Source organism: Streptomyces sp. NPDC031340, from assembly GCF_055569945.1.
In genome coordinates this window covers 127,383-150,690 of record NZ_JBVIIE010000003.1, presented here as the reverse complement: position 1 = coordinate 150,690, position 23,308 = coordinate 127,383, and the positions used below count along the sequence as shown (strand labels likewise).

Sequence of the window (23,308 nt, the reverse complement as noted above, 5' to 3'; positions counted from 1 at the left end):
TGGCTCCTTCTGCTGCGCTTGCGCGGGTCGGGGTCAGTCCTGGAGGAACCAGACCGCGCCCTGGCGCGTCGGCTCGAGCCTCCAGCCAGGCTCGACGAGGTAGGTCGTGTTCTCCGTGGTGACGATGGCCGGACCGGGGATGACGTGCTCGTGGGTGAGCGCGCTCTGGTCGTGGACAGGCGTGTCGAGCGGTTCGTCGTGGCCGATGAAGACGACGTCGCGGCGGAACGCCTCGACCGGGACCGTCCGCTCTCCCCCCGCCTCGAGGGAGTCGAAGCCGACGATGTCTCCGTCGACGTAGGAGGCGACCCGGACGGTGTTGCACCGGATGCCGGCCTCCGGGGCCGCGCTCGACGCCCCGAAACGGTGGCTGTAGACGTCGCCGAAGATCTTGATCATGGCCAGGACGTCGCCCACGCCGGTCATGCGGGTGATGTCCTCCAGCGCGACCGCCTGGGTGAGCAGCTGGTTGCCGTAGCGCATGTCGAGTTCGAGCCGGTACTTCACGTCCTCGGCCGCGAAGCCCTGGCGGACGAGGTCCTCCCGCCCGCGCGCCTCGAGCTCCTCGACCACGGCGTTGAAGTCGTCGTAGCCGTCGTAGAGCTGTCGGGTCGTCGGGTTGTACAGCGTCACGTGGACGCCGCGCTCGTGGAAGTGGAGCTGCTTCATGTTCCCGGCGCCGCAGGCGGAGAACACCGAGGAGAACGGCGGGGCCAGTACCCGCTTGATCCCCGCGTGCCGGGCGATGCCGCACGCGTGGAGCGGCCCGTTGCCGCCGTAGGCCAGCATCGTGAAGTCCTCGGGCAGGTAGCCGCGGACCCGCAGCTCCTTGCCGATGCCGATCGCCATCTGCTCGTCCACCCCGTCCTTGATCGCCCGCGCGATGTCGAGGACGCTCATGTCGAGCGGTTCGCAGAGGGTCTCCTCGATGGCGAACCGGGAGCGCCTGGGGTTGAGCTTGATGTAGCCGTTCGCGTAGTTGTCCGGGTCGAGGTAGCCGAGGAGCAGGTCGGCGTCGGTCACGGTCGGGCGCAGACCGCCGCGGTCGTAGCAGGCGGGCCCGGGATTGGAGCCCGCGGACTGGGGGCCGATCCTGATCGAGTCGTGGATGCGGTCGTAGCTGGCGATCGAGCCGCCCCCGGCGCCGAGGGTGTCGAGGTGCACCATCGGCACCGAGACGAGCCAGCGGTCGATCGTCGGCAGGAAGTCGTAGTGCTTGACGCCCCCTTCGGGCACCAGGCCGATGTCGAACGACGTGCCGCCCATGTCGGTGGAGATGACGTGCCCGAGGCCGGTCTCGTTCGAGAGGTGCTCGGCCGCCCCGACGCCGGCGATCGGGCCGGAGTGGATCGTCTGGAGGGCGTCGGTCGAGTTCATCTGCGCCATGCCGCCGGAGTTGTGGATGACCAGCATCGGCTTGTCGTAGCCGGAGTCGCGCAGGTTGTTCGACAGCTGCGACAGCGCGTGGAACATGATCTCGTGGAGGAAGCCGTCGATGATCGTCGACGTCGCCCGGACGTACTCGCCCTTGCGGCCCGAGACCTGGTGGCCGAGGAGTACGGGGATGGCGCCGAGCTCGTGGGCCGGGAACTCCTCCAGGATGATCTCCTGGATCGCGAGTTCGTGGACGGGGTTCTCGGTCGCGTTGACGAGGGAGACGACGATCGCCTCCGCGCCCGCGTCGACGAGTTCGCGGACGACCGTGCGCACGTCCTCGGGGTCGAGGTCGGCGACGATCCTGCCCGCCGAGTTGATGCGCTCCTTGACCGAGCGGATCATGTGCCGGGGCACGATCGGTTCCGGCCGCTCGGCCGCCGGAAGGTTCTGCTGCATCGAGTAGTCGAGGCCCTCGCCGTAACCACGGCCCCGGGACAGCGGGATGGTGTCCTCGAATCCGTGGGTGACGATCGCGGCGACCTCGGGACCCTTGCGTTCGATGAGCGCGTTGGTGCCGAGGGTCGTCGCGTAGCGGACCGAGTCGACCTTCCTGAGGACGGTGCCGCGGTCGAGCCCGGCCCGCTTGCACGCCAGGTCGAGGGCCTCGTTGAAGCCGAGGGCGAGATTGTGGTGGGTGGTGAGGGCCTTCGCCTCGACGTACTTCTCGTCCCAGACGAAGAAGCAGTCGGTGAACGTGCCGCCGATGTCGACGGAAATCCGTTTCATGGGTGCTCCAGGTGGTTCGCGCCGCGAGGTGCGGGGTCAGCGGGTCAGCGGACGTGGCCGATCGCCCTGAGGGCGGCGGTGTGCTTCTGGGCGTCCTCACCGGGCCCGTAGACGTGGACCGCTTCGGGGTCCTCACCGCGCTCCTGCCACTGCTTGCGGAGCGCCGCGACGTCGATGAGCATGTCGACCGTCGGAGGGTGGCCGGGCGGGAGGTACTCGGCCTCGATCTGGGTGCCGCAGCCGGGGCAGTAGTACTCGAGGATCCGGCAGTACTCCGGGTCCGGGGAGAAGGTGAACTCGTACCGCTCGGGGTCGATGATCGGCTGGTGGATCTCGCGGGGGTCCCGGTCGTGGACGAGGGTGCCTTCCTTGTAGTTGCCGTGTGCGCTGCCCATGTCCTGGTCGCAGACGCGGCAGACCCAGCGCTCCGTGTCGAGGTCGATGACGAGGTATTCGGTCATGGGGACTCGCATGGGAGCCCTCCTTTTCAGGCTTTTCGGGCTTGGGTGACGCGGCGGTCAGAGGGTGTCGTGGAGGAGGAGATCGCCGGCCGAGGTGACCCGGAACGTCCAGCCGGGCAGGACTCGCGCGGTGAAGAAGGGGCCCTCGACGATGGCCGGGCCGGCGCCGGAGTCCCCGGGGCGGAGCTCGGCGAGGACATGGACCGGCACCTCGTCGACGCGGTCGACGGCGGACCGGACCGAGCGGGTCCCGGCGGACGGCGCCGGCCGGGCCTGGACCTCCTCGTCCGGCGCCAGTTCCGGGTGGGGCAGCGGCGCGGTGATGGTGAGCTGGAGGGAGACGCGGCCTTCCGGGTGGTCGACGGTGTCGCCGGGGCTGTAGGGGGCGCGCGACACCGGCGTCCCGTCCTCGTCCTCGACGCTCACCTGCCACGACGCCTCGCACTCGGCGAGCGCGTAGCCCTCCTGGAACATGTCGCGTCCGGCCCGGGCGAGGAGTTCGTCGTACGTCTTCCTCGTCGCCGCGGTCGTCGGCTCGGGCACGCCGGCCTCGTACGTCTTGCCGATGTCGGAGAAGGAGATGCCGAGCGCGGAGAAGACCGCTGCCGTGCGCGGGATCAGGACCTGCCTCACCCCGGCGGGCCGGGCGGCGCCGGTCGCGCTCATGGGTCCGGCCCCGCCGAACGCGGCCAGGGTCGAATTCTCCTGTACGAAGTGCCCGAACGCCGAGGACAGCGCCTCGAAGTAGGCCTGCTCCATCCGGATCAGCGCCTCCTCGAGAGTGATCCCGAGCGGGTTCGCGACGGTCTCGGTGATGACGGTCCGGGAGCGCGCGGGGTCGAGCCTGAACGTGCCGTCGAGGTACGTGTCCGGGTCGAGGACGCCGAGGAGCAGGTTGACGTCGGTGATCGTCGCCTGCTTGCCGCCGAAACCGAAGCAGGCCGGCCCGGGGGCGGCTCCGACGGACTGCGGACCGACGGTGATCCGCCCGTCCTCGACGGCGATGACGGAGGACCCCCCGACGCCCTTGGAGTGGACGTCGCTCATCGGGTACGAGATCGGGACACCCTTGATGGTGCCCCGCTCGTTCGCCGCGACCCGGGCGCCGGCGACGACACCGACGTCGGTCGTCGTGCCCCCGATGTCGATCATGAGGGTGTGCTCGAGCCCGTATGCGCGGGCCAGCGCTGCCGTGCCCTCCAGCCCGCCGCGGGGGCCGGAGGAGTAGGTCTTGAGCGCGACCGACTTGGCGACCCGTGAGGACGCGCCGTCGTTGCGGTAGACGAGGAGCGGGTTGGCGACCCGGTAGGACTTCAGGCGCCGCTCCGCGCCGTACAGGAATCGCTCCATCGTCGGGTGGAGGAAGGAGTTGAGGACGCACGACCAGGCCCGGCGGGCGGCGTTGCGGTCGCCGGCGAGGTCCCAGCTGTAGATGAGCGGGATGGATCCGAGCAGGTGACGGGGGAACTTGCGCAGGAGGACGGCCCTCAGCCGGCGCTCCTGCTCCGGGTCGCTCCCGGCGACGACGACGCGGGCGGCCCCGAGCGTCGTCAGCCGGTTGACCTTCTGGACCACGTCGAAGTCGACCGTCTCGTCGTCGGCGTCCATGCCGATCGTGAGGAGGCGGCCGCCGACGAGGCCCTCGAAGAGTTCCCGTTCGGGCTCCGTCGTCTGCATCGCCGACGCGAGGTCCGGCAGCGTCGTGAGGATGCCGATCATCGGGCCGCGACGCTCGACGAGTGCGTTCGTGCCCTGGGTGGTCGAGTACCGGATGTGCTGGGTCGCGTGCAGCAGCCGCTCGGTGTCGGGCGTGCCGTAGAGAGCCGCCGAGGCCTTCTCCACGCCGTTGAAGAGGCACTCGGAGAGGTCGTGGGGCGTGGTGAGCGTCTTGGTGAAGGTGAAGCCGGTTCCGTCCCAGACGCAGATGTCGGTGAGGGTCCCACCGTTGTCGATGTTGATGAGGGTGTCCATGCCACTCCTTGGGGCGCAGCGGATCCTCGGGAGCGACTCGGCCGCTGCCCGGACGGTCCCGGGTGCCTCGGCCTGGCCGTCGCCCTCGACGGTGAGGTCAACCGTGCTGGCGTCTCACGACCCGCGGCCGTCCCAAGTTGAGACACGCACACCGGTTGGATCGGGCCACCTGTCCAGGCATCATGAGGGCCGCACGCGTGAGAGCCGCACGCGTCGGCGGCCACGACGAGGAGGCCGGATGCCGGACAGAAACAGCAGGCTGCTGCGCATGGCGGCGGCCCGGGCGGATTTCCTGGAGTACGGGCGGCAGGGCGCCGCCGGCGTGCCGGACGTCCTCGCCGCTTCATGGGAGCGCAGCCGGCAGGCCGGCGTCGACATCGCCCGCCCGCTCACGGACTTCAGTGACGACATCGACACCGGCTCCCGCCTCGTGCGGTGCGCCGAGCCCGTCCTCGACCAGCTCGGCAGTGACACGGCCGACCTGCCGCTCGTCATCGCCCTCACCGACAACCAGGCCCGCGTGGTCCAGCGCCGGGACTCCTCCTCGTCGGTGGGGCGGCTGCTCGACCGGGTCGAGTTCGCCCCGGGGTTCAACTACGCCGAGGGGAAGATGGGCACCAACGGGGTCGGGACCGTCCTGGAGGCGGCGCAGGCCGTGTCCGTCGTCGGGCCCGAACACTTCACGGAGCAGCTGCAGATCTTCGCCTGCACCGGCGCGCCGATCATCGACCCGCTCACCGGACGGATCGAGGGCGTCCTCGACATCTCCACGCTGACCGGCGCGTGGAGCCCGCTCGTGCACACCCTCGTCAAGTCGGCGGCCAAGGACATCGGGCGCAACCTCCTCCTCGACCGGAGCCAGGCCCAGCAGGCCCTCTTCGAGACCTACCTGCGGGCCGACGCCCGCTCGACCCGGCAGGCGGTGTTCGCCTTCGCGGACTCGGTGTTCATGGCCAACGCCGCGGCCCAGGCCCTGTTCGACCCGGTCGAGCAGCTGGCGGTGAGGGAGCACGCGACCTTCCTCATGGCGCGCCGCGACCGCGTGAGCGAGACGATGACCCTCCGGTCCGGCCGGATCATCCAGATACGCGGGACCCGTATCGTCTCGGGCTCGGACACGGCGGGCATCGTCGTCATCGCGGAAGTCGTCACCGACGAGACGAGCCGTCCGAGGGTCCCCGTCCTCGGCGCGGGTTTCGCCGACCACGTACTCCCCCAGGTGGCCGTGGCAGGCGCGGGGACCAAGGGGCTCGTGGGCAACCTGCGCCGACCGCATGTTCCGATCGCGTCCGGCTCGTCCCCGGCGTGGGTTCGCGCCTGCTCGGAACTGCGCGACGCGCTCGCCGCGAAGACCCCGACGATCGTCCTCGGCGAGACCGGCACGGGCAAGTTCACCCTCGTCGCCGAGCTCTTCCACGCCGACCACCCCGGCGGACGCAGTGTCTGCGTCGACACCTCCCAGCTGCAGGCGGGTGCGGAGAGCGACCTCGACGCCCTGCTGGGCAGCACCCGGGAGCACACCCTGTGCATCGTCCGCAACATCGACCAGGCGAGCACGGAGGGCGTGGAAAGCATCGACGAGCTCTTCACGCTCATCGACGCGACGAAGGGTCCGGTCACCTTCGCCGCGACGGTGTCGGACTCGAACCTCGACTCCGACCTGCCGTTCCATGCCCTCCTCGGGCACTTCGAGGTCGCGGTGTCCGTCCCCCCGCTTCGGTGCCGTACCGAGGACCTCACGTTCATCGTCAACCGGGTCCTGGAGGAGATCGCCCCTGGGCGACGGGTACGGCTCTCGCCCGGGGCCCTGCGGACCATCAGCCAGTACACGTGGCCGCGCAACGTGTCGCAGCTGCGGGAGGCGCTGGTCCATGCGCTCCGTGCCCGCCCGGTGGGCGAGATCCAGGAGCAGGACCTGCCGAGTTACTGCCTGACCCGGTCGCGCAAGAACCTCACCCGGATCGAGGCCGCCGAGCGCGACGCGATCGTCGCGGCGCTGCGGGACACGGGCGGGAACCGGGTCGCCGCCGCGGCGCATCTCGGCATGTCGCGAAGCAGCCTGTACCGGAAGCTGCGAACGTACGGAATCACGGCCTGAGAGGCGCCGGGACTGTCCCACCTTGGGACATCCGGCCACCTCGCGCTCTCCCTACCGTCGGAGCATGGAAAGCCCGCAGACCTTCGCCGACCTCTGGGACCGGACCGTGCAGCACCACGCACACCGGCCCTTCCTCCTCTTCCGCGCCGACGACGGTGAGATCTCGGCCTGGACGTACGCCGAGTTCGACGCCGTCGTCGACCGCGTGGCGTCCCGGCTGTCGGCGTGCGGGGTGCGCGCGGGCAGTCCCGTGCATGTCGTCCTGCGCAACTGCCCGGCCTTCGTGGCCGTGTGGCTGGCGACGAGCCGGCTCGGCGCTTGGATGGTGCCCGTGGACCCCGCCTCGTCGGTACGGGACGTGGCCCGGCAGGTGGCGCGCACCCGCCCCGTCGTGACGGTGTGCGCCGCCGCGCGGCGCGCCATCGTGAGCGAGGGCGCCGACCGCCGCGTCCCCCACCTCCTCGCCCTCACCGAGACGGCCGCCGACCTGGCGCCCGGTTCCCCGCTCCTGGCGGCGGGCGGGCCCGGCGGCCGTCCGTCCGCACGACCGCGGCCCGGGGACCGCATCGCGGTCATGTTCACCTCCGGGACGACGTCGGAGCCGAAGGGGGTCGAGCTCACCCAGCGGAACTACCTCCATGCGGGCACGGTCATGGCGGACCTCGCGGGGCTCGCCCCGGAGGACCGCTGGTACGTCTGTCTGCCGCTGTTCCACGCCAACGCGCAGTACTACTGTTTCGCGTCGGCCGTCGCCGTCGGCGCCTCGGTCGGGCTGACCGCCCGGTTCACCGCGAGCAGGTGGCCGCACGAGGTCGCCGAGCTGGGCGCGACCCACGCGAGTCTCTTCGCCGCGCCCATCCGCATGATCCTGGCCCGACGGCGCGCCGACGCGCCGGCCCTCGCGCTGCGGCACGTGTGGTTCGCGCAGAACCTCGCCCAAGGGCAGTGGGCCGAACTGGCCGACCTCTGCGGCGTCGCGCCCCGGCAGATCTACGGGATGACCGAGACGCTGCCCGTCGTCACGGCCGACCGGCCCGACGCCCCGGACCCGGGCCGGATCGGCGCGGTGGTCCCGGGACGCCATGTCGCTCTCCTCGACCCGCTCACGAGCCGGCCCGTCCCGGACGGGGAACCGGGGGTGCTCACTCTGGCCGGACACCGAGGCCAGGACCTCTTCCAGGGCTACCTCGACAACCCGGCCGCGAACGCCCGGGCCTTCCCGGACCTCGACCTCCCCGTGCCCGAGGACGGGCAGGTGTGGTTCAGCACGGGGGACCTCGTCCGCCGTGACCCGGACGGCCGGCTCGTCTTCGTGGGCCGGGTCGACGACGTCATCAAGGTCGCCGGCGAGAACGTCTCCCTGACAGAGGTCGAGGCCGCTCTCGCCGAGGCTCCCGGGGTGCTGGAGGCCGCCGTCGTGGCCGTTCCCGACGCCGTCCGCGACCACGTCCCCGCCGCCTACGTCGTCCCGAGCGACCCGGAGCACCCACCGACCCGGGATCGGCTCGAGGCCTGGTCGGCCCTGCATCTCAGCCCTGCCTCCCGGCCCCGGACCTGGACCGTCGTCGACGCGCTGCCGCGCACCTCGGTCGGGAAGATTCGCCGCTTCCGCCTCGCCCCCGCGCCACAGTCCGAGTCCCAGGAGACGTCATGACCGTAGCCTCACCCCTCGTCGGCCGCGTCGGCATCGTCGGCGTGGCTCACACGCCGTTCGGCAAGCTGACGACGGAGACGGTGGCGAGCCTCGTGGAGCGGGTGACGACGGAGGCGCTGGCCGACGCGGGCGTGGAGCCCGAGGAGGTCGACGAGGTCTTCGTCGCGCAGTTCAACAGCGGACTCACGCCGTTCGCGTTCCCGTCCTCCCTCCCGCTCGGGGCGGCCGACGGGCTCTGGGGGCTGCCGATGACCCGGGTCGAGAACGCGTGCGCCTCCGGTTCCGCCGCCGTGCACCAGGGCATCCGGTCCGTCCTCTCCGGGCTCGCCGGGACCGTGCTCGTGGTGGGCGTCGAGAAGATGACCCATGCGAGCGGCGCGGACGTGTCCCGGGCTCTGCTCGGAGCCGACCCGCGGCTCGCCGGTACGGACGCTCCCGCGGGCTTCGCCGGCGTCTTCGCGGACGTCGCAGAGGCCTACGCCGAGCGGTACGCCGCATCCGACTGGCTCGGTGACGTCCTCGGTGCCATCGCCGCGAAGAACCACCGCAACGGGTGCTCGAATCCATGGGCGCAGCTGCGCAAAGACCTCGGCGTCGAGTTCTGCTCGACGGTCTCCGACGCGAACCCCGTGGTGGCCGGACGGCTTCGGCGTACCGATTGTTCACTCGTCAGCGACGGAGCCGCGGCCCTGGTGCTGCGCCGGGATCCGGCCGACCCGCTCGCGGTCGTCGCCGGGCTGGGGCACGCCAACGACCACCTCGACACCTCCCGGCGCGACGTCCTCGAGTTCGCGGCGGGCCGGCTCGCCGTCGAGCGAGCCCTCGGCATGGCCGGGATCGGCCTGGACGGCCTCGATCTCGCCGAGGTCCACGACTGCTTCACGATCGCCGAGCTCCTCGTCTACGAGATGCTCGGACTCACCCCGCGGGGACAGGGCCGTCGCGCCGTGGAAGAGGGCTGGGTGCACCGGGACGGCCGGCTGCCCGTCAACGTCTCCGGGGGCCTGAAGTCCAAGGGACACCCCATCGGGGCGACCGGGGTCTCGCAGCACGCGCTCGTGGCTCTGCAACTCTCCGGCAGGGCCGGTGACATGCAGCTCGACGGACCCCGGACCGGCCTGGTGCACAACATGGGCGGTCTCGCGGTCGCCAACTACGCGACGGTGCTCCGTGCCTAGCGGTCTTCGGCACCCGGCTTCGCCCGAGGCTCCGGCGCCGGCCGCCGCCCTCGGGCGCGCCGCGGTGTGCGGCGGCTGCGAGGGTGCCGGCCGGTGGCCCCCCTGTGGGCTACGGCAGTCGCCAGTCCACCGGCTGGGCGCCCTGCCGCAGCAGCAGATCGTTGGCCCGGCTGAACGGCCGCGAACCGAAGAAACCGCGGTCCGCCGACATCGGCGAGGGATGAGCGGACTCGATCGCCGGAAGGTCCCCGAGCAACGGCCGCAGGTTACGTGCGTCCCGCCCCCACAGGATGGACACCAGCGGCTTGCCGCGCCCGGCCAGCGCCCGGATCGCCTGCTCGGTGACCTCCTCCCAGCCCTTGCCGCGGTGCGCGCCCGGCTTGCGGGGGGCCGTGGTGAGCGCCCTGTTGAGCAGCAGCACGCCCTGCTGCGTCCACGGCGTCAGGTCCCCGTTCGAAGGCCTGGGCAGCCCCAGGTCGGTGTGCATCTCCCGGAAGATGTTCTCCAGGCTGCCGGGCAACGAGCGCACCTCAGGGGCCACCGCGAAACTCAGCCCGATCGCCATCCCCGGCGTCGGATAGGGATCCTGGCCCACGATGAGGACGCGTACGTCGTCGAAGGGCTGACGGAACGCCCGCAGGACGTTCGCACCGGATGGAAGGTAGGTACGGCCGGCCGCTATCTCGGCCCGGAGGAAGTCCCCCATCTCGGCGATACGTCCGGCCACAGGCTCAAGGGCCTTCGCCCAGCCCGCTTCAACAAGTTCATGCAGAGGTCGTGGTGCCACAGCGCGTCACCCTACTGGCACGCACCGGTGGTTCGCACAAACGCGGACGCCCTCACGCACGGACCCCGCCCTCGACGCTAGTCTTCCTCATCGTCGAGCGCGTCTCGCCTGTCCAGCGGATCGCGCAGCCGGTCACCGGGAAGGAGGGGAGCCCGTTGCAGCCAGCGGTCGAGCCACTCCGCCATGGTCATCGTGCCTGGTGACCACGGACCTGGGGCTGCCCCAGCCCTCCGACCGCGAGGGCGGGCAGCCGGTGGACCGGCGTCTGCGGTGAGCGGTCGTGGTCCGTCCGGCTTCCTCGCCGTCGACTCCGGGGGTTCGGGGCTGCGGGTCGTCGTGGGGACCGTGGACCGCGGGGAGCTCGGGCGGCGGGAGTCCCGCGAGCCGGTGCGCACCGGAGCCCGGGGCATCGATCCGGTCCACCTGATGGAACAACTGGCGCCCATGGTCCGGGACTTGACCGCCGACGCCGGGACCCCCGCCCTCGTGACGGCAGTCGTCGGCGCCGCCGGGCTCGCCACCCTGGGCGCCGGCCTGCGCGCGGAGCTGCCCGGCATGCTGGCGCGGGAGTTCGGCGTGCGGACGCTCGCGCTGGCCGCCGACGCGGTCACCGCGTACGTCGGCGCCCTCGGACCCCGGCCCGGCGCCGTGGTCGCCGCCGGCACCGGGCTGATCGCCATCGGCACGGACCTGACGCGCTGGCGGCGCGCGGACGGCTGGGGGCATCTGCTGGGCGACTGCGGCAGCGGCGCCTGGATCGGACGGGCCGGACTGGAGGCGGCGCTGCGCGCGTACGACGGCCGGCCCGGCGGGTCCGCCAGGCTGCTGGCCCGCGCCGAGGAGTCGTTCGGGCCCATGCCGGAGCTGCCGGGCAAGCTGTATCCGCGCCCGGACCGCCCCGCCGTCCTGGCCTCCTTCGCACCCCAGGTGGCCGCCTGCGCGGACGGCGACCCGGTCGCCGCGGACGTGCTGCGCGCTGCGGCCCGGCACATGGCGGACTCGGCGGCCGCCGTCTGCCCGGCCGGCGGCGAACCCCGAGTCGCCGTCACCGGCGGCCTGTTCAACATCGGGGACGCTCTTCTCGTACCGCTGCGGGAGGAGTTGTCGACGCTGCTGCCGCACGCACGCCAGGTGCCCGCCGCGGGCGATCCGCTGCGGGGCTGCGTACGGATCGCGACGGACCTGGCGGCCGACGCGCTCCGGCTGCCGGGCGACGAGGCGCTGTTGTCCGTGGTGACCGCAAAGGGAGACTGATCCCCTTGGTATGCAATCCGCCTGTTTCGTACGGGGATCGATGGTGATCTGCACGTAAGTCATCAGACAAAACCGGACGGATACCGCTCACCTGCACCCTCCCCGAACAGAGGAGCCCAGGAAGCCAGTAACATGCGGCGCCATGAGCTCCCCCACTGGGCCCGCGTCCGGCCTGCCAGTACGAATGCCGCGCCCCCGCCAGCCCGGGCGGCACCGTCGCCCCGAACCCGTGGCGGCTCCCGAGGGCGCGCCCGCGCTCGTCCTCGCGGTTCCGGGCACGCCCGGCACCGCCACCCGCGGCCTCGCCGAGGAGGTCGTGAGCATCGCCCGCTCCGAACTGCCCGGCCTGGACGCCAGGATCGGCTACCTGGACGGGGACGACGCGGACTTCCCGACGCTCCAGGCCGTGCTTTCGCACGCCGGCGAGGAGCGCACGGCCCGCTACGCGCAGGCCAAGGCCGCCGGTGCGGACGTCAAGGAGCCCGACGGCCCCGTCGCCGTCGTGGTGCCGCTGCTCGCCGGACCGGACAGCGCGCTGCTGCGCCGGATCCGCCAGGCCGTGATGGAAAGCCGGGTCGCGGCCGACCTGACCGACGTGCTGGGCCCGCACCCGCTGCTGGCCGAGGGGCTGCACGTGCGCCTGTCCGAGGCCGGTCTGGCACGCGCCGACCGCGCCCGCCTGTTCACCGTGGCGACGGCGGCGGACGGCATCATCCTGGCGTCCGTCGGCGGCGACGAGGCCGTGCAGGCGGCCGGGATCACCGGCATGCTGCTCGCCGCGCGCCTGGCCGTGCCGGTGATGGCGGCGGCCCTGGACCAGGAAGGTTCGATCGCCGACGTCGCCGAGCAGCTCCGGTCCTCGGGCTCGCAGCAGCTGGCGCTCGCCCCGTACCTGATAGGGCCGGAGATCGACGCGAGCCTGATCGAGGAGGCCGCCAAGGAGGTGGGCTGCTCCGCCGCCGAGGCGCTCGGCCCGTACCCGGCGATCGGCAAGCTGGCCCTCGCCAAGTACACGTCCGCGCTGGGCATCGCCCCGCAGCAGCCGCAGGGCACGCCGGTCCGCTGACCCGCACGTCACGGCCGTGGGAAAGACCGGAAGGGCCCGCTCCGCGTCAGGAGCGGGCCCTTCGGCGTCGGTGGCCGGCACCGGGCGGAGCAGCGGGGGCAGACCGCGGGCCGGGCGGGCGGCCGAAGCGGGCGGGCGACCCAAGCGGGCGGACGGCCCAAGCGGGCGGGCGACCCGAGTGGCGGGCGACCGCACCTTGACGATCGGCCGGACCTCGACAGCCGGGCTCCCGAAGTCCGGCCGGCCCCCCGTAAGGGCGGCGGACCGCTCAGCCGAAGACCACGCAGGACGCGGCCGGCACCTCCAGTGAGCCCCGCCGGTGCGGCAGGCCGGTGGCCGGGTCGACGGCGAACCAGGCGATACGGCCGGAGTGCTCGTTCGCGACGTACAGGAATCCGGCGTGCTCGGTGAGCGCCCGCGGCCAGCGGCCGCCGCAGGGCACCGTCCCGAGCAGCCGCAGCCGCCCCTCGTCGACGGCGAACGCGGACAGGACGTCCTCGCCGCGCGTGGCGGTCCACAGGAAGCGGCCGTCGGGGGAGACGGCGATGCCCGAGGGGTAGGCGTCCCCGGCGGGCGCGGCGGGCAGCACCTGCGTCTCGGTCAGCGGCTCGACCGAGCCGGCCGCGGCGTCCCAGCGGCAGGCGGTGACGGTGGGCGTGAGCTCGTTGACGACGTAGGCGTGCTCGCCGTCCGGATGGAAGGCCAGGTGGCGCGGTCCGGAGCCGGGGCGCAGGGCGATCTCCCGGTGCACTTCGAGGCGGCCGTCGCGCAGGGCGCACACGCGCACGGAGTCCGTGCCGAGGTCGACGCTGACGGCCCACCGCCCGCTCGGGTCGGGCTGCACCTGGTGCGCGTGCGGGCCCTGCTGACGGTGGACGTGCGGGCCCGAGCCGGTGTGCCGGAGCACCCCGGACGCCGCCGGCGCGAGAGTGCCGTCGGCGCGCACCGGAACCGCGCTGACGCTGCCGGAACCGTAGTTGGCGGTCAGGAGGTGACCGGCGAAGAGGCTGAGGTGCGTCGGCCCGCTCCCGTCGACGGGCACCGGCGGACCGGCCTCTTCCAGCCGGTCGCCCCTCACCCGGTACGCGGCCACCGCGCCGCGGGTGGTCTCGCTCACGGCGTACAGCGTCTCCCCGCCGGGCGCCACCACCAGGTACGAGGGGTCGGGCAGACCGGCCGTACTGCTCAGGAAGGTCAGCGCGCCGGTGTCCGGGGCCACGGCCGCCGTCACGATCCCCGGGCCTCCGCCCGCCGTGAACGACCCGATGAACGCCCGCCGCGCGCTGCCGCCTGCCACCACTGTGTCCCCTCATCGGTCCCGTGCCGTCCGGGGTGACGGTAGCAGCAGCCGACCAGCTCAGGTCTAGACCACATGGTCTGACATCCTGGCCCCATGAGCGGCCTGGGCGGCGTATCGGTCATCTTCGACCTCGACGGAACGCTGGTGGACAGCGAGCCGAACTACTACGAGGCGTCGCGCCGACTGCTGGCCGCGCACGGCGTCCCCGGCTTCACCTGGGAGGACCACGAGCGGTACGTCGGCCTCAGCACGTGGGAGACGCTCGGGCTGCTGCGGACGCGGTACGGCATCCGCGCGCCCCGCGCCGGACTGCTCGACGAGCTGAACGACCGCTACCTGGAGCTGGCCCGCCTCTCCACGCCCGCCTACCCGGAGATGCGCACGTTCGTGAAGCTGCTCGCCGGCGAGGGCGTTCCGATGGCCGTGGCCTCGGGGTCCTCGCCGGGCGCGATCGAGGCGGTGCTGGCCGGCACCGGACTGGACGCCTGGCTGCGCACCGTCGTGTCGGCCGACGAGGTCGCCCGCGGCAAGCCCGCGCCGGACGTGTTCCTGGAGGCGGCCCGGCGGCTCGGCGCTCCCCCGGCCGACTGCGTGGTCGTGGAGGACGCCGCCCCCGGCGTCGCCGCCGCGCACGCCGCCGGGATGCGCTGCGTCGCGGTGCCCTACCTCGCCGCGCAGGCCGACGCCCCGGAGTTCGCCACCGCGGGACTGCTGTTGCGGGGCGGCCAGTCGGAGTTCACGGCGCAGGGGGCGTACGAGTGGCTGACCCGGTCCGTTTCGTCCTCCTGACCTGGTACTTGAGCCCCGGGACCGCATTGACGTGGGCATCCCGGTCACTGAGCATGGCGGGGCCGGTCGATGATGTCCGTGTCCTGGAGGACGCTCATGGGTCCTGCCGCCTTGCTCGTCGCCAACCGCGGGGAGGTCGCCGTGCGCGTCCTCAGGGCCGCGGCGGAGGCCGGGCTGCGCACCGTCGCGGTGTACGCCGACGGCGACGACGCGCACACGCACGCGGCCGACCCAGGGGCTGCAGAACCACCGCAAGACCGACCGGATGCTGGAGCTCGCCGAGGAGCGGCGGCTGCCCGTGGTGCTGTTCGCCGAGGGCGGCGGGGGGCGGCCCGGGGACACCGACACCACGGCCGTGGCCGGTCTGGACGTGACCACCTTCCAGCGGATGGGCCGGCTCAGCGGGCTGGTCCCGCTGGTCGGCATCGCCTCCGGGCGGTGCTTCGCGGGCAACGCGGCGCTGCTCGGCTGCTGCGACGTCGTCATCGCCACCCCGGAGGCGACGATCGGGATGGGCGGACCCGCGATGATCGAGGGCGGCGGCCTCGGCGTGTACCGGCCGGAGGAGGGCGGGCCGCTGTCGGTGCAGGTGCCGAACGGGGTCGTGGACATCGCCGTCGCCGACGAGGCGGAGGCCGTGCGGGTGGCACGGCGGTACCTGTCGTACTCCCGGGGCGTGCGGGAGGACCGGGAGGACTGGGAGGCGCCGGACCGGCGGCTGCTGCAGCACGTGGTGCCGGAGAACCGGCGCCGGGCGTACGACGTGCGGGCGGCCGTCACCGGGCTCGCGGACGTGGACTCGGTGCTGGAGCTGCGGCCGGAGTTCGGCGTCGGCGTGCTCACCTGCCTGGTGCGCGTCGAGGGGCGTCCGCTGGGTCTGCTGGCCAGCAATCCGGAGCATCTGGGCGGGGCGATCGACCGGGACGCGGCCGACAAGGCGGCGCGTTTCCTGCAGTTGTGCGACGCGTTCGGGCTGCCGGTCGTCTCGCTGTGCGACACCCCCGGCTTCACGGTCGGGCCGGCCGCCGAACGCACGGCGACCGTGCGGCACTTCGCCCGCCTGTTCGTCACGGGCGCCAACCTGCGCGTGCCGCTGGTGAGTCTGGTGCTGCGCAAGGCGTACGGTCTGGGCGCGATGGCCATGATGGGCGGCTCGACGCGGGCTCCGCTGGCCACGGCCGCCTGGCCGAGCGGCGAGTTCGGAGGCATGGGGCTGGAGGGCGCGGTCCGGCTCGGTCACCGCAAGGAGCTGGAGGCGATCGATGACCCGGCCGAACGGGCCCGCGCCTTCGAGGCCCGGGTCGCCGAGCTGTACGAGCGCGGGAAGGCGGTCAACGCGGCGTCGGCCCTGGAGATCGACGCGGTGATCGATCCGGCCGACTCGCGGGCCTACATCCTGTCGGCCCTGGAGAACCATCCCCTCCCCGCGCCGGGGCACCGCCCCTTCGTCGACACGTGGTGAGGGACCGGCGAGGGGGGACGGGACGGCAGCGGGGCGCGGGCGCCGCGGCCCGGCTGTGGCGGCGTGGTTGCGGCGGCGTGGTTGCGGCGGCGTGGTTGCGGCACTTCAGCGCCGGTATGACTGCGCGGCTGCGGTCAGTCGGCGCGGGTACGGCTGCGCGCGTGCGGTCGGCCTGTCGCGCGGGGTCAGGAGCGGCGGCGGGGCTTTCCGCGCTTCGGCGTCTTCGCGCCGCCCGTGCCCGTCCTGGGGTTGCGGCCCGCCGTCCTGCCCGCCGCCTTCGCGGGCGCGGGCTTGCGGCGGGCCGCGGGCTTGTCGGCGCGCTTGTCCTTCGGGGCCTCCTCGGCGGTCCTGCGACCCCGGGAGCTGTTGACGGTACGGCCGCGGACGATGCCGATGAAGTCCTCGACCAGGTCCGTGGTGGCCTCCTCCGGCCAGGACAGGGCGACCTCCGAGCGGGGCGCGTCGGCGACCGGCCGGTAGGTGAGGTCCCGGCGGTGGTGCAGGCGGGCCAGCGACTGGGGGACGACGAGCAGGCCCACGCCCGCGGCGACCAGCTCGACGGCGTCGGCGGTGGTGGCCGGGCGCTCGAAGGCGGGCTCGCCCGGCGGCCGGTCCCAGCCGAGGACGTCGTCGAGCGGGTGGAAGACCACCTCGTCGGCGAGGTCGTCCAGGGTCACCTCGTCGGCCGCCGTGATCACGTGGTCCTTGGGGACCACGACCACCGTCGTCTCGGCGTAGAGCGGGATCGCGCTGAAGTACGTCCGGTCGACCGGCAGGCGGACCAAGCCCGCGTCGGCCTCACCGGCGCGCAGGACGCCGGACGCCTCGGCGGCCGCCACGGCGACGAGGGTGAGCGGGGTGTCGGGCAGGCGCTCGTTCCAGGTCCGCACCCACTTGGCGGGCGTCACCCCCGGGACGTACGCGAGCCGGAACGCGGGGGATGCCTCGGTGCCTGTCACGTCGGCCAGGTTACCGGCCGTGGTCGGAGGTCCCGTACCCGGTCGATACCCTGGTCCTCATGAAGTCGCACCAGACCGCCCAGACCATGAAGCCCGCCACGGCGGCGAAGAAGCTGGGTGTGTACCTCGAGGCCACCCCTGCCGAGTTCCAGGAGGGGCCCGTCTCGCGCGCCCGCCTCGACGAGTTGCAGGCCGATCCGCCCGAGTGGCTGCGCGAACTGCGGGCCAAGGGCCCGCACCCCCGTCCGGTGGTCGCGGCGAAGCTGGGCGTGTCCATCGCGGGGCTGGCCCGCGGCGGCGTCACCGAGCCCCTCACCACCGAGCAGATCGAGGAACTCAAGCGGGAACGCCCGGAGTGGCTGGAAAAGGAGCGGGCGACGCAGGCCGAGGTCCGCAAGGAGGCGGCCCGCATCAAGAAGCGGGACGCCGAGCGCGCGGCCCGTTCCTGACACCGCCCGCACGACGCTCCGTCACCGCCGAGGCACCTCACGTACATCTCACGTGCACCTGACGGTTCGTCAACGAGAAGGTCACAAAAGCGTATCGGACATTCCGCACTTCAATCTTCACACGAGGTGCACAAGTTGGCTAAGTTGACGCCCAGGCTGCTCGACTGCCTCCGGCGAACCGCGCCGGGTCGGGCGGCCTCCGCCGAGTCCGGTGCGCCGCCTGGCGGCCGGAGCCGGGAACCCGACCGAACGACTGGGGTGGATCGGCCCGACCGCCCGTAGGGGCAGGGCCGCAGGGCAAGCCTTCCGAATCGACCGCCCGAACCCTCTCCCAAGGCCTGAACGGCCTGGGGACCCCGCCGCCGGCCCGGTAGGCGGAGTACGGAAGGAGTACGGCTCCCATGGCGCCGGAACGCACCCCGCGCGCGGGCGGCCTCGGCCTCCCCGGCATGCGCGACTCCGCTGTCGCGACGGCCGCCTTGGCCTCGGTGGCACTGTTCTCGCAGGCCGCCGACACCGCGCCCGGAGCCGACGGTGACGGCCCGAGCCGCGAAGAGGTCCAGCAGCGGGTGCGCATGCTGTACGACCGGGCCGAGAGCGACACCGGAACCTTCAACGCGACCCGGGCGCGGACGCGCGGGCGGGCCGCCCCGGCGGGCGGTGAGGGCCGCGGACGCACCGATCCCTCCCTCGACGAGGTCGCGCGGAAGTGGTTCGACGTGGCGCGTGCGTCGCTGGGTCCGACCGTGCCGGCGGCGTTGCCGGCCGGCCGGGCGCCGGCCCGCCCGGTGCAGTCGAGGCCCGCGCGGCCGGCGCAGGCCGCCGTGGAGCGCGGGCGTGACCAGCGTCCCGTCGCAGAACTCCCGGCCGGACCGGCCTCCCGTCCGGCGCCGGAGCTGACCGCGGGGCCGACGACCGCGCTTCCGCCCGTGCCCGTGGCCGAGCCCCGGACGCAGGCCGTCCCCGCCCTGCCCGCGGCCCTGCCCTCGGCGGGCGGCGCGCAACAGAACTGGCCGGACCCGACGGCGACCGGATCGCTGGGGATGGCGCCGGACCCGACGGCGACCGGATCGCTCCAGACCTGGACCGACACCGCGGCGCCCGGCACCCAGCAGACCTGGGCCGGCGCCCTGGCAACCGGCGCGCAGGAGAGCTGGCTGGGCGCCACGTCTGCCGCGGCACCGCAGGCCGGGCCGGGGCTGGCCTCGGCAGCGGCACCTCAGGCCGGGGCGGGGCTCGCGTCGGCAACGGCACCGCAGGCCGGGCCGGGCACCGCGCCGGCCGGCACACAGCAACCCTGGACCGACGCTACGACCACGGGCTCACAGCAACGCTGGACCGACGCTACGACCACGGGCTCGCAGCAACGCTGGACCGACGCTACGACCACGGGCTCGCAGCAGCCGTGGACCGAGACCACGGCGACCGGCGCACAGCAGAGCTGGCTCGCCACCACCCCGGCCGGCACGCAGCAGACCATGGCCGGCACCACGACAACCGGCACACAGCAGAGCTGGCTCGCCACCACCCCGGCCGGCACGCAGCAGACCATGACCGGCACCACGACAACCGGCACACAGCAGAGCTGGCTGGGCGCCATGTCGGCCGCGCCACCGCAAGCCGGGCCGGCGCTCGCCTCGGCAGCGGCACCGCAAACCGGGCCGGGGCTGGCGTCGGCCGCGCCACCGCAAACCGGGCCGGGGCTGGCGTCGGCAGGGGCACCGCAAGGCGGCGTGGGCATCGTGTCGGCCGCGGCGCGGCAGGCCGGGGCGGGCGCCGTGTCGGCCGCGGCGCGGCAGGCCGGGCTGGGCGCGGCCAAGGAGCGGAACCGGCGCAAGCTCGCCGCGGCCCGCGAGTCGCTCGCCCGGTACGCAGTCCCGGCCGCGCCCGTCACGGCGATCACGTCCGAACCCGCCGCGGTCTCGTGGACCGACCCGGCGCAGCAGGCCCGCCAGGTGGAGGAGGAACGGCGGCTGTCGCAGCCGAGCGTCCTCGACACGGGTGTCCTGCCTGTCGCCCCCACCCCGGACAGGGCTCCCGTGACGAAGGCCGAGCGGGCGGTCGCCTTCGCCCGCGAGCAGATCGGCAGGCCGTGCCTGTGGGGAGCGGCCGGCCCCAGGTCGTACGACAACGCCGGCCTCACCCAGGCCGCGTGGAAGGCGGCCGGGGTGGCCCTGCCGCGTACCGCGCCCGAGCAGGCGAACGCGGGCACGGTGGTCCCGCTCGCCGCGGCCCGGCCCGGTGACCTGATCTTCTTCAACGACCAGTTCACCCACGTCGGCCTCTGCACCGGCGACGGCACGATGATCCACGCGCCGGGCCCGGGCACCTACGTGCGCGAGGAATCGGTCTTCTACGCAGGGGAGTCGGCGATCCGCATCGCCGTGCGCCCGGCGTAACGCCCTCCCGCACCGTGCGGGCCGCCGGTCCCCCGTTCCGGCGGCCCGCACGGGTCCGCGCAGCCGTGCGCGGACGGCAACCGCCCCGCCCACGCTCGGTGCCGTGTTCGCGGGGCGTGACGACGCGTTCCGGACGTCTCCCCCGGCTGTCGGGTCCGGGGGCGGAGGCCGGGCCCCCTCCCGCCCGGCCTCCCCCACCGGGGTCACCGCGGCGCCGATGTGCTGGAGTTCATCCGAGAACGTCGCTGTTGCTCGGTTGAAGTCTGAGCAATGCTTGACGACGCCGGTATGGGTACAACTGCGTACGCGGCGGACGAGCGGAGAGGGAACGTGGCACAGGGGCTGGGCGAGGCCAGGGCCTACGAGCGGATGCTGTCGGTGGCGGTCACCGCCCTGCACGAGCGGCAGCCGGAGCGGCTGTGGCCGTTGCTGACGGCCGTGCTGCCCGGCCTGTGCGGCGGCGAGACGCTGGTCTACAAGCTGGACGACTGGAGCGAACGCGCGGGCACGGTCGGCACGTCGCCCGGGGTCGCCGCCGAGTTCGACCGGCTCGGCGAGGAGGACATGGGCGTCCTGCGGGCGGGGTTCCCGTTCGCGCGCCACTACGGAGGCGGTCCCGACCGGTCGCCGGTGACCGCCCGCCGGACGGCCGGCCACGCCTGGTCGTCGAGCCGGACGGCGCGCCTGATCGACGACGTCATGGACATGGACCACGTCCTGGCCATACCGCTGCCCGGGACGTCGAACCCGATCACCGGGTGCATGGTCTACCGCTCCGGCGGGGACTTCACCGACGACCACCTCCGCATCGCCCGCCAGATGCAGCCGCTGCTGTCGGCCGTCGAGCAGCAGCGGCAACTGCTGGAACACTGGCAGCGGTCGGCCGCTCCGGGCGGCGGAGCGGGCTCGCCCCAGGAGGCGGCCGAGTCCTGCGCCCTGACGCCCCGCGAGACGACCGTCCTGCTGCTGCTCGCGGACGCCCTGACCGCGGCCGCGATCGGCCGGCGGCTCGGCATCTCGGACCGGACGGTGCACAAGCACGTGGAGAACATCTACCGCAAGCTCGGCACCCGCGACCGCATCAGCACGGTGCTGCGCGCCCAGCGGCTCGGCCTGGTCCCGGCGCCGTCGCTGCCCGGCTAGGGCCTGTTGCGAAAGTCCCGTCGTCCGCCCGAAGGGCGGGCCAGGCAGGACTTTCGCAACAGGCCCTCGGGCGCCCGGCGCGGCGGGCTCAAGCGTCGGGGGCCGTGAAGGGGCCGTCGGCGGTGAAGGCCAGGGCGGCGAAGCGTTCGCCCATCAGACGGTGGGTGGCGGCGTCCGGGTGGAGCTGGTCGGGCAGCGGGAGTTCGGCCGCGTCGGCCTCGCCGTAGAGCGCGCGGCCGTCGAGGTGGTGCAGGTTCGGGTCCTCCGCGGTCCGCTGCGCGACGATCCTGGCCAGTTCCTCGCGGATGACGTTCAGGGTCAGCTTCCCGCTCGCGCGCTCCGCGGGGTCGCCCATGGCGACGAACCGCAGCCGGCCGTCGGCGAGGTCGGGCGCGGCGGGGCCGGGGGTGTCCTCGTGTATGGGGCACAGGATCGGCGAGACGACCAGCAGCGGGGTGGTGGGGTGGCCCTCCCGGATGGTGTCGAGGAAGCCGTGGACGGCCGGGGTGAATGCGCGCAGCCGCATCAGGTCGAGGTTGACCAGGTTGATGCCCAGCTTGACGCTGATCAGGTCGGCGGGGGTGTCGCGGATGGCGCGGGCGGTGAAGGGGTCGAGCACGGCGCTGCCGCCCAGGCCCAGGTTGATCAGCTCGACCCCGGCCAGCCGGGCGGCGTACGCGGGCCAGATGCCGGTGGGACCGGCGGCGTCGGAGCCGTGGCTGATCGAGCTGCCGTGGTGCAGCCACACCCGGCGGCCGCGGTCCGGTACGGGTTCGACGGGGGCGTCGGTGCGCAGGGCGACGAGTTCGGTGGTCTCGTTGTGCGGCAGCCAGATCTCGACGTCCTTGTCGTGACCGGGCAGGCCGGTGAAGGCCACGGTGGCCGGCGTTCCGGGCCGGTGCTCGGTCGTGCCGGTCGTCATGTCGATGGTGAGGGTGTTGCCGCCCGCCGACTCGGCCCGGCCGGCCGGCCGTCCGTCGACGAGCAGTTCGTACACGCCGTCGGGGCGGGGCGGGGCGCCGACGTAGACGCGTTTGGTGCGCAGGGCGTCGAGTTCGACGGCGGTGGCCCGGGTGCGGAAAGCCAGCCGGACGCCGGAGGGCTGGGACTCGGCCATGGCGAGCTGTGCGTCGGTGTTCTGGGCGCGGGCCCGGGCGGGCAGCCGGTGGGGCAGCAGGCCGTGCTCGGTGCGCTCCAGGTCGAGGGCGCCGCGCAGGAGGTCCGCCGTGATGGGCGTGGTGGTCCAGTTGTCAGTGGTGTGCATCGCCATTGCCTCAGCCTGTGAGTCGCGTCGGGAAGGGGGTGCGGGTCCTGGCCTGCCGGGGTCAGGCGGCGGGCGGCCAGTCGCGCAGCACGGTGTCGAGGGCGTCGAGGATCCGGGTCCAGGTCTCCTGGGTGTCGGGGGCGCTGTGGCTGAACCCGCCGCCCAGTTCGAGGCTGACGTAGCCGTGGAAGACGCTGCCCAGGAGGCGGACCGCGTGGGTCTGGTCCGGTTCGGCGAGGTCGTAGCCGCGCAGGATGGCCCGCGTCATCTGCGCGTGCCGCACGCCCGCGCTGTCGGCCGCGGTCTGCGGGTCGAGTCTGAGCTGGGCCGCCGCGTAGCGGCCGGGGTGTTCCCGGGCGTAGTCGCGGTAGACGTCGGCGAGGGCGGTCAGGGCGTCCTTGCCGGACCGTCCGGCGACCGCGTCGGCCGCGCGGTCGGCCATCTCCTCCAGCGCGAGCAGCGCGATCCGGGTCCTGAGGTCCTCGGAGTTGCGCACGTGCGAGTACAGGCTGGCGACCTTGACGTCGAACCGGCGGGCGAGCGCCGAGACGGTCACGTGGTCGAACCCGACCTCGTCGGCCAGTTCGGCACCGGCCCGCGTCAGACGTTCCGTGGACAGCCCCGCGCGGGCCATGGGCATCCCTCCGGTCGACGACAGCCTGCCTAATACCTTTAGGCAGGCTAGCACGACCTTTAGGAAAGTCCGCGGTTCCCGGCAGCCGGGCGCCGACCGAGGCGGCGGCCGCCCGCCTTGCGCAAGCCCACGCGGCGTCTGCCCGAGCCGCGCAGGCCCACGCGGCGTCTGCCCGAGCCGCGCAGGCCCACGCGGCGTCTGCCCGAGCCGCGCAGGCCCACGCGGCGTCTGCCCGCGCCGCGCAGGCCCACGCGGCGTCTGCCCGCGCCGCGTCGGC

18 protein-coding genes and 1 pseudogene are annotated in these 23,308 nt (G+C 73.5%); 11 read left to right on the top strand and 8 right to left on the bottom strand.

Annotated elements, in window-relative coordinates; translation table 11 throughout:
* Positions 1–33: 33 nt before the first annotated feature.
* Genes ACZ5GT_RS03190 through ACZ5GT_RS03180 form a run of 3 tightly spaced genes read right to left on the bottom strand, consistent with a single transcriptional unit; the run spans position 34 to position 4,595 of the window.
* Positions 34–2,163, bottom strand: coding sequence for a hydantoinase/oxoprolinase family protein (locus ACZ5GT_RS03190; protein ID WP_469013540.1), 2,130 nt, complete (start codon positions 2,161–2,163; stop codon positions 34–36).
* A gap of 44 nt (positions 2,164–2,207) precedes the next feature.
* Positions 2,208–2,636 (bottom strand): acetone carboxylase subunit gamma, encoded by a 429-nt coding sequence (locus ACZ5GT_RS03185; protein ID WP_469013537.1) that lies wholly within the window; start codon positions 2,634–2,636, stop codon positions 2,208–2,210.
* A gap of 45 nt (positions 2,637–2,681) precedes the next feature.
* Positions 2,682–4,595, bottom strand: a complete 1,914-nt coding sequence (locus ACZ5GT_RS03180; protein ID WP_469013533.1) for a hydantoinase/oxoprolinase family protein — start codon at positions 4,593–4,595, stop codon at positions 2,682–2,684.
* 238 nt (positions 4,596–4,833) lie between these two features.
* Between ACZ5GT_RS03180 and ACZ5GT_RS03175 the strand changes: the two genes are divergently transcribed.
* The 3 genes from ACZ5GT_RS03175 to ACZ5GT_RS03165 all read left to right on the top strand — a co-directional run bounded on the left by ACZ5GT_RS03175 (position 4,834) and on the right by ACZ5GT_RS03165 (position 9,525).
* Complete coding sequence (locus ACZ5GT_RS03175) at positions 4,834–6,693, top strand: sigma-54-dependent Fis family transcriptional regulator (protein ID WP_469013531.1); 1,860 nt, start codon at positions 4,834–4,836, stop codon at positions 6,691–6,693.
* Between the two features lie 64 nt (positions 6,694–6,757).
* The gene (locus ACZ5GT_RS03170; protein WP_469013529.1) at positions 6,758–8,347 is read left to right on the top strand and encodes a class I adenylate-forming enzyme family protein; all 1,590 of its coding nucleotides are present in this window, start codon (positions 6,758–6,760) and stop codon (positions 8,345–8,347) included.
* Positions 8,344–9,525 (top strand): thiolase domain-containing protein, encoded by a 1,182-nt coding sequence (locus ACZ5GT_RS03165; protein ID WP_469013524.1) that lies wholly within the window; start codon positions 8,344–8,346, stop codon positions 9,523–9,525. The genes ACZ5GT_RS03170 and ACZ5GT_RS03165 overlap by 4 nt, the downstream gene beginning before the upstream one ends.
* Before the next feature lie 109 nt (positions 9,526–9,634).
* Here ACZ5GT_RS03165 and ACZ5GT_RS03160 read toward each other — a convergent pair whose 3' ends face one another.
* A complete protein-coding gene (locus tag ACZ5GT_RS03160; RefSeq protein WP_469013519.1) occupies positions 9,635–10,312 on the bottom strand; it encodes a uracil-DNA glycosylase in 678 nt (225 codons plus the stop codon).
* A gap of 270 nt (positions 10,313–10,582) precedes the next feature.
* On the opposite strand from ACZ5GT_RS03160, the gene ACZ5GT_RS03155 reads away from it, so the two are divergent.
* A complete protein-coding gene (locus ACZ5GT_RS03155; protein ID WP_469013512.1) occupies positions 10,583–11,566 on the top strand; it encodes an N-acetylglucosamine kinase in 984 nt (327 codons plus the stop codon).
* Positions 11,567–11,708: 142 nt separating this feature from the next.
* Positions 11,709–12,632 carry a sirohydrochlorin chelatase gene (locus ACZ5GT_RS03150; protein WP_469013504.1) on the top strand — a complete coding sequence of 308 codons (924 nt, stop codon included), beginning with the start codon at positions 11,709–11,711 and terminating at the stop codon, positions 12,630–12,632.
* Positions 12,633–12,900: 268 nt separating this feature from the next.
* Here the strand turns inward: ACZ5GT_RS03150 and ACZ5GT_RS03145 are convergent, their stop codons facing one another.
* Entirely contained in the window at positions 12,901–13,932 is a 1,032-nt protein-coding gene (locus ACZ5GT_RS03145) for a lactonase family protein (RefSeq protein WP_469013500.1), read from the bottom strand.
* Between the two features lie 93 nt (positions 13,933–14,025).
* Between ACZ5GT_RS03145 and ACZ5GT_RS03140 the strand changes: the two genes are divergently transcribed.
* The 3 genes and pseudogenes from ACZ5GT_RS03140 (at position 14,026) to ACZ5GT_RS03130 (ending at position 16,183) form a co-directional block, all read left to right on the top strand.
* A complete protein-coding gene (locus tag ACZ5GT_RS03140) occupies positions 14,026–14,721 on the top strand; it encodes an HAD family hydrolase (protein WP_469013497.1) in 696 nt (231 codons plus the stop codon).
* Between the two features lie 69 nt (positions 14,722–14,790).
* Positions 14,791–14,892, top strand: a pseudogene (locus ACZ5GT_RS03135) (hypothetical protein); the annotation flags it as partial.
* 67 nt (positions 14,893–14,959) lie between these two features.
* Positions 14,960–16,183 carry an acyl-CoA carboxylase subunit beta gene (locus ACZ5GT_RS03130; protein WP_469013750.1) on the top strand — a complete coding sequence of 408 codons (1,224 nt, stop codon included), beginning with the start codon at positions 14,960–14,962 and terminating at the stop codon, positions 16,181–16,183.
* Positions 16,184–16,368: 185 nt separating this feature from the next.
* On the opposite strand, the gene ACZ5GT_RS03125 is transcribed toward ACZ5GT_RS03130, so the two are convergent.
* Complete coding sequence (locus ACZ5GT_RS03125) at positions 16,369–17,142, bottom strand: LysR family substrate-binding domain-containing protein (RefSeq protein WP_469013493.1); 774 nt, start codon at positions 17,140–17,142, stop codon at positions 16,369–16,371.
* Between the two features lie 59 nt (positions 17,143–17,201).
* On the opposite strand from ACZ5GT_RS03125, the gene ACZ5GT_RS03120 reads away from it, so the two are divergent.
* The 3 genes from ACZ5GT_RS03120 (at position 17,202) to ACZ5GT_RS03110 (ending at position 21,133) form a co-directional block, all read left to right on the top strand.
* Positions 17,202–17,591, top strand: a complete 390-nt coding sequence (locus ACZ5GT_RS03120; RefSeq protein ID WP_469013489.1) for a DUF5997 family protein — start codon at positions 17,202–17,204, stop codon at positions 17,589–17,591.
* A 401-nt stretch (positions 17,592–17,992) separates the two neighbouring features.
* Complete coding sequence (locus ACZ5GT_RS03115) at positions 17,993–19,990, top strand: NlpC/P60 family protein (protein WP_469013484.1); 1,998 nt, start codon at positions 17,993–17,995, stop codon at positions 19,988–19,990.
* A 369-nt stretch (positions 19,991–20,359) separates the two neighbouring features.
* Positions 20,360–21,133, top strand: coding sequence for a helix-turn-helix transcriptional regulator (locus ACZ5GT_RS03110; RefSeq protein WP_469013748.1), 774 nt, complete (start codon positions 20,360–20,362; stop codon positions 21,131–21,133).
* An 88-nt stretch (positions 21,134–21,221) separates the two neighbouring features.
* Here ACZ5GT_RS03110 and ACZ5GT_RS03105 read toward each other — a convergent pair whose 3' ends face one another.
* The gene (locus ACZ5GT_RS03105) at positions 21,222–22,397 is read right to left on the bottom strand and encodes a GDSL-type esterase/lipase family protein (RefSeq protein WP_469013479.1); all 1,176 of its coding nucleotides are present in this window, start codon (positions 22,395–22,397) and stop codon (positions 21,222–21,224) included.
* Positions 22,398–22,458: 61 nt separating this feature from the next.
* A complete protein-coding gene (locus tag ACZ5GT_RS03100; RefSeq protein ID WP_469013474.1) occupies positions 22,459–23,031 on the bottom strand; it encodes a TetR/AcrR family transcriptional regulator in 573 nt (190 codons plus the stop codon).
* Between the last annotated feature and the right edge of the window lie 277 nt (positions 23,032–23,308).